This window comes from Mannheimia sp. (assembly GCF_056854775.1).
The window spans coordinates 1-6,197 of record NZ_JBXGGI010000089.1; the positions used below are offsets into that span (position 1 = coordinate 1).

The 6,197-nt window shown below is 39.5% G+C and carries 8 protein-coding genes; 7 read left to right on the forward strand and 1 reads right to left on the reverse strand.

Features of this window, described 5'->3' with window-relative positions; all coding sequences use genetic code 11:
* A partial coding sequence (locus ACJHV0_RS06200) for an OB-fold nucleic acid binding domain-containing protein (protein WP_483133679.1) occupies positions 1-498 on the forward strand: 498 nt, incomplete at its 5' end.
* A gap of 40 nt (positions 499-538) precedes the next feature.
* Here ACJHV0_RS06200 and ACJHV0_RS06205 read toward each other — a convergent pair.
* Positions 539-910: a cytochrome b562 gene (locus ACJHV0_RS06205; protein WP_483133680.1), complete on the reverse strand. Its 372-nt coding sequence runs from the start codon at positions 908-910 to the stop codon at positions 539-541.
* A 129-nt stretch (positions 911-1,039) separates the two neighbouring features.
* Between ACJHV0_RS06205 and trhP the strand changes: the two genes are divergently transcribed.
* The 6 genes from trhP to ACJHV0_RS06235 all read left to right on the forward strand — a co-directional run.
* Positions 1,040-2,419 (forward strand): prephenate-dependent tRNA uridine(34) hydroxylase TrhP, encoded by a 1,380-nt coding sequence (trhP, locus tag ACJHV0_RS06210; RefSeq protein ID WP_483133681.1) that lies wholly within the window; start codon positions 1,040-1,042, stop codon positions 2,417-2,419.
* Positions 2,420-2,534: 115 nt separating this feature from the next.
* Positions 2,535-3,815: a lipid IV(A) 3-deoxy-D-manno-octulosonic acid transferase gene (gene waaA / locus ACJHV0_RS06215; protein WP_283385591.1), complete on the forward strand. Its 1,281-nt coding sequence runs from the start codon at positions 2,535-2,537 to the stop codon at positions 3,813-3,815.
* A gap of 9 nt (positions 3,816-3,824) precedes the next feature.
* A complete protein-coding gene (gene coaD / locus ACJHV0_RS06220; RefSeq protein WP_483133682.1) occupies positions 3,825-4,301 on the forward strand; it encodes a pantetheine-phosphate adenylyltransferase in 477 nt (158 codons plus the stop codon).
* Positions 4,302-4,324: 23 nt separating this feature from the next.
* Positions 4,325-4,879: an oligoribonuclease gene (gene orn / locus ACJHV0_RS06225; protein ID WP_025235619.1), complete on the forward strand. Its 555-nt coding sequence runs from the start codon at positions 4,325-4,327 to the stop codon at positions 4,877-4,879.
* Positions 4,879-5,370: a tRNA (adenosine(37)-N6)-threonylcarbamoyltransferase complex ATPase subunit type 1 TsaE gene (tsaE, locus tag ACJHV0_RS06230; protein ID WP_483133683.1), complete on the forward strand. Its 492-nt coding sequence runs from the start codon at positions 4,879-4,881 to the stop codon at positions 5,368-5,370. The genes orn and tsaE overlap by 1 nt, the downstream gene beginning before the upstream one ends.
* A gap of 19 nt (positions 5,371-5,389) precedes the next feature.
* Positions 5,390-6,197: N-acetylmuramoyl-L-alanine amidase (locus tag ACJHV0_RS06235; RefSeq protein ID WP_483133684.1), on the forward strand; the 808-nt coding region annotated here is incomplete at its 3' end.

The window sequence follows — 6,197 nt, forward strand, 5'->3', positions numbered from 1 at the left end:
GTTTCGGGGATTGTGATGGCATCACGAGTAGCCGTAACGAAACGGGGAAGCCGTATCGGCATTGCGACTATTGAAGACCGTTCGGGTAAACTCGATATCACTCTTTTCTCCGAAGCATTAGAAAATTTTGGGCATTTAATGCAACAAGATCAAATCATTGTGGCAACAGGTTCGGTGCAGTTTGATGATTTCAGTGGCGGATTAAAAATGTCTGCAAGAGAGGTGCTTTCTCTTGATGAAGCACGTAGCCGATTTGCAAAAAGCTTGGCATTGGCAATCAACAAAGAACAGCTTTCTGCAAATTTTATTAAAAAAATGACCGCTATCATTGCACCTCACAAGGAAGGTACATTGCCACTACACTTCTATTATCAAAGTCCGGAAGGGCGTGTGTTACTAAAAGGTGGCGTGGAATGGCGAGTAATGCCGAACGAGCAGATGTTCTCGGAACTAAAAGAGTTACTGGGTGAAAATTCAGTTGAGTTGGAATTTGAATAAATAATAAAGGGTAAGTTTTAACTTACCCTTTATTTTGCGATTATTTATATTTTTTGTGATATTCACGTTTAAGAACTTCAAGCTCTGAAATCATAATTTTGGCTTCTTGCAAATCGCCGGCTTGAGCTTTTTTATCGGCTTCTTTTACGACATCAATTAATTTCTGAATGCCCGCTTGGTAATCTTCTTCAGCAGCTTTATCGCCCTCTACACCATTTGGAAAAATAGCTTTGGTTTTCTCGGTAATTTCAACAAAATTTTTCGCAGCTTGTTGAAATTCTTCTGCCGAATTAGCCCTAACTAATTTGTTGGCGTTCATATTCATCTGCATCATTTCCATTTTGATGCTTTGTGCATTACTTAATGCTGAAAAGGCGAATAATGTTGTTGCTAAAAGTAGTTTAAGTTTCATAGTTTCCCCACATAAAAAAGCAGATTGTAATAGATTAACTTGCCAATATGCAAGATTTCTTGGAAAATAGACCGCTTACGCTTTCCTTTGATGGAAAGCCCTGACTTGTTATCAGAAAAGAGATTACTTATGACTTTAAAATACGCCAAACCTGAGTTGCTTTCGCCTGCAGGTTCTTTAAAAAATATGCGTTATGCTTTTGCCTACGGGGCAGATGCGATTTACGCCGGACAGCCACGCTATAGCTTGCGTGTGCGTAACAATGAATTCAACCACGAAAATTTAAAAATTGCGATTGATGAAGCCCACGCTCTCGGCAAAAAATTCTATGTGGTGGTGAATATCGCACCGCACAACTCAAAACTTAAAACCTTCATTAAAGATTTAAAAGTGGTTGTGGATATGAAACCGGACGCACTGATTATGTCAGATCCGGGTTTGATTATGCTGGTGCGTGAGAATTTCCCTGAAATGGATATTCACCTTTCTGTTCAAGCAAACGCAGTGAACTGGGCGACGGTGAAGTTTTGGCATCAAATGGGCTTAACTCGCGTGATCTTATCTCGTGAATTATCGCTTGAAGAAATTGAAGAAATCCGCCAACAAGTGCCGGATATGGAACTTGAGATCTTTGTTCACGGTGCTTTGTGTATGGCGTATTCAGGTCGTTGCTTGCTTTCAGGTTACATCAATAAACGAGATCCAAACCAAGGTACTTGCACCAATGCTTGCCGTTGGGAATACAAAATGGAAGAGGGCAAAGTCGATGAAGTCGGTCAAATTGTACCGAAATACGAGCCTGAAATTGAGATTAAAAATGTTGCCCCAACTTTAGGTAGCGGTGAGGCAACCGATAAAGTGTTCCTTTACACCGAATCACAACGTCCTGACGAGCAAATGACTGCTTTTGAAGATGAACACGGCACTTATTTTATGAACTCGAAAGATTTGCGAGCGGTGCAACACGTGGAACGTTTAACCCAAATGGGTGTACATTCCCTGAAAATTGAAGGTAGAACGAAATCCTTCTATTACTGTGCGAGAACCGCCCAAGTTTATCGTAAAGCGATTGATGATGCCGCAGCCGGTAAGCCGTTTGATGAATCGTTATTGGATACCTTAGAAAGTTTGGCTCACCGTGGTTATACAGAAGGCTTTTTACGCCGCCACACGCACGATGAATATCAAAATTATGAATACGGCTATTCGATTTCCGAACGCCAACAGTTTGTGGGGGAATTTACCGGTAAACGCAATGAGCAAGGAATGGCGGAAGTTGCCGTTAAAAATAAATTCTTAGTCGGCGATTCGGTAGAAATGATGACGCCAAAAGGCAACATCGTGTTCAAAATTGAACGTATGCTAAACCGCAAAAACGAAAGCGTAGAAGCCGCCTTAGGGGACGGACACTTTGTTTTTTTAGATGTGCCACAAGACATTGAGTTGGATTTTGCCCTTTTAATGCGTAACTTAGTAAATGCAAATACTCGCAATCCGCATCAAGCTTAATTTCGTTTAAAATAATGTAAACCACGAAATCCAAACTATTTCGTGGTTTATTTTTAGGTATAATAAGACTGATTGGTAAAAAATTAGAAAAAAAGACCGCTTGTAAGGAAAATAAATGCTCCGTTTACTCTATATTTGTCTAAGTTATTTATTACAACCCGTTGTACTTTTTCTAATGTGGTACAAAGGGCGTAAGCAGCCTGCCTACCGCAAACGTTTATGGGAACGTTATGGCGTATATGACGAAGCCGAAAAACCAAAAGCTAAAGGTGTGGTTATTCACGCAGCCTCTGTAGGTGAAGTGATTGCAGCAACACCGCTAATCAAAGCGATTGGAAAACAGTATCCTGATTTACCGCTTATTGTTACAACGGTTACACCGACAGGATCGGATCGTGTAATGTCAGCTTTTGGTGATTCTGTCTCGCATTTTTATTTACCTTATGATCTACCTGACGCTATAGAGCGTTTTCTGAATTTTGTTGATCCTAAATTGATTATTGTGATCGAAACGGAGATTTGGCCAAATTTAATCCGTAAAGTGGAGATGCGAAATATTCCGTTTGTCATTGCGAATGCCAGGCTTTCACCTCGTTCAGCCAAACGTTATGGTTGGATCAAAGGCAGTATGAAGGATATGCTCAATCAAATTTCGCTCATTTTGGCACAAGATGAAGTGAGTAAAGATCGTTATTTAGCACTAGGCTATAATCCTGCCAAAATGGTAAATACGGGCAACCTTAAATTTGATTTGGAAATTACGCCGGAGCTACACCAAAGCGTGCTAGAAACAAAGTCAGCTCTGAATTTGCAGGCAAGACCAATTTGGATTGCAGGCAGCACGCACGAAGGTGAAGAAAAATTGATTTTAGAAGCCCATCAAATTTTATTGAATAAGTATCCTGATTTAGTGCTGATTTTAGTGCCGAGACATCCGGAGCGTTTTAAGTTAGTCGAGCTTTTGGTTAAAAAATCAGGCTTAGATTATATAAAACGCTCAGAACATAAGGCATTAAATCAAGAAACGAAGGTGTTACTAGGCGATACAATGGGCGAAATGATGTTACTATACGGGCTTTCTGATATTGCTTTTGTGGGTGGTAGTTTAGTTAAACACGGCGGACATAATCCTCTTGAGCCAATCGCTTTTAACATACCGGTTATTTCAGGGTTATTTACCTACAATTTTCCGGAAGTATTTAAAAAACTGAGAGAAGTTAAAGGTGTGATTGAGGTTGAAAGTTCTGCTAAAGCCTTAGCTGAAAGTATCGAATTATTATTAACTCAACCACAAATAGGACAAGATATAGCCGCTTCAGGTTTTAGTGTCTTACAAGAAAATCAAGGAGCATTAAAACGCCATTTAGATTTGCTTGCTCCCTATATAATAGAATAGAGAAATAAAATGAACTATAACGTAATTTATGCAGGGACTTTTGACCCTATTACCAACGGGCATTTAGATATTATTCGTAAGGCTTCAATGCTCTTTGGAAAAGTGATTGTGGCGGTGGCTAAAAATCCAAGTAAGCAACCGCTTTTCGAGCTAGAAGAGCGTGTTGAATTAGTGAAAAAAAGTTGTGCAGAGCTTGATAATATTGAAGTGATTGGTTTTAGTGGTTTACTGGCGGATTTTGCTAAAGAGCAGAATGCGAAGGTGCTTATTCGTGGCATTCGTGGTGCAGACGATATTGACTATGAAATTCAACTTGCTCAACTAAATCACAAATTATCGGGCGATTTAGAAACGATCTTCTTTCCGCCTTCAGTGGAGTGGCGTTATCTTTCTTCTACAATGGTGAGAGAGATTTACCGCCACAATGGCGATGTGAGCCAATTCGTACCACAAGCGGTCAAAAATGCCCTAAAATTTGCAAAATAATTGAGTAATAAAAAGGAAATAAAATGAGCCAAGACGCACAAAATCTAATTTGGATCGACCTTGAAATGACAGGCTTAGATCCGGAAAAAGAACGCATTATCGAAATTGCAACTATCGTAACCGATAAAGATCTGAATATTTTAGCGGAAGGTCCAGTTTTGGCGGTTCATCAATCTGATGAATTATTAGGAAAAATGAGTGATTGGTGTGTGAAAACCCATACGGCAAACGGCTTAATTGAGCGAGTGAAAGCGAGTAAACTCACTGAGCGTGCGGCAGAATTACAAACTATTGATTTCTTAAAGCGTTGGGTGCCAAAAGGAAGTTCGCCAATTTGTGGCAACAGTATTGCACAGGATAAACGTTTCCTTTATAAATATATGCCTGATTTAGCGGATTATTTCCACTATCGTCATTTAGATGTGAGTACCTTAAAAGAATTAGCAAGACGCTGGAAACCGGAAATATTGGATAAATTCAGTAAAGGGAATACTCATTTGGCATTGGACGATATTCGTGAATCTATCAATGAGTTGAAATTTTATCGGGAACATTTTATTAATTTAGACGAAAAATAATGGCTGATTTATTCTCTTTTTACTGCGAAGATGAAACTAAATTACTTGAATTTGGTCAATCATTCGCATTGGGGCTAAAAAACTATTTGTTGCAAGACAGCAACCGCTCTCTGGTTATTTACCTAAACGGCGAGTTAGGGGCAGGCAAAACGACCCTAACTCGTAGTATTGTAAGAGCATTTGGGCATCAAGGTAATGTGAAAAGCCCCACTTATACATTAGTTGAAGAGTATCATCTCGACCCTTTGAATATTTACCATTTTGACTTATATCGCTTAGCTGACCCTGAAGAACTAGAATTTATGGGTATTCGTGATTATTTCAAACCACAAACATTGTGTTTGTTGGAATGGGCAAGCAAAGGCAAGGGAATGATTCCGGAAGCTGATTTTGTCATTCAAATTGATTATATGAATGAAGGACGACAAATTACGGTTGTTCCGCAAAATCAACCGGCAACAGATATTTTAGTAAATTTTAATCAAAAATAGACCGCTTGTAGGGAAGGTGATGAAGAAGGTTATCCAATATATTGTTTTTAGTGCATTGAGTTTGTTAAGTTTTTCGAGTTTTGCTAAAACCATTGTGGCTATTGATGCCGGACACGGCGGAAAAGATCCAGGAGCTATCGGCAAAAACCTAGGCATTTTAGAAAAAAATGTTACGCTTGCTATTTCCAAAGAGCTAAAAGCTTTATTAGATGCTGACCCAAACTTTAAAGCGGTGATGACACGTAATGGTGATTATTTTATCCAACTTCCGGAACGGACGGAAATTGCCCGTAAACATCGTGCCGATCTATTAGTTTCTATTCACGCAGATTCCTCTCCAAGAGGGGATTCCTTAAAAGGGGCGTCTGTTTGGGTATTGTCAAACAGCCGTGCCAGTGATGAAATGGGGAAATGGCTAGAAGATCACGAAAAACAATCGGAATTGCTGGGTGGTGCTGGAGCGGTGCTTGCCAGTAATAAAGAGCGTTATTTAAACCAAACCGTATTAGATTTACAATTTTCACATTCTCAGCGTACGGGTTATGAGTTAGGGAAAAGTATTCTAAGCAAAATGGCTGGAATGACATCATTGGCTAAGTCTAGCCCACAACACGCAAGTTTAAGTGTGTTGCGTTCGCCTGATATTCCTTCTGTATTGGTTGAAACCGGTTTTTTATCTAACTCAACAGAGGAAGCAAAGCTTGCTAGTGCAAACTATCGCCGCCAATTAGCAAAAGCGATTTATCAAGGTTTAGTGGCTTATCGTTATAAAAATGATGGAATAAGTTCAGCAAGCGTCAGTAAAAAAGCAGATAAGAGCGATAAAC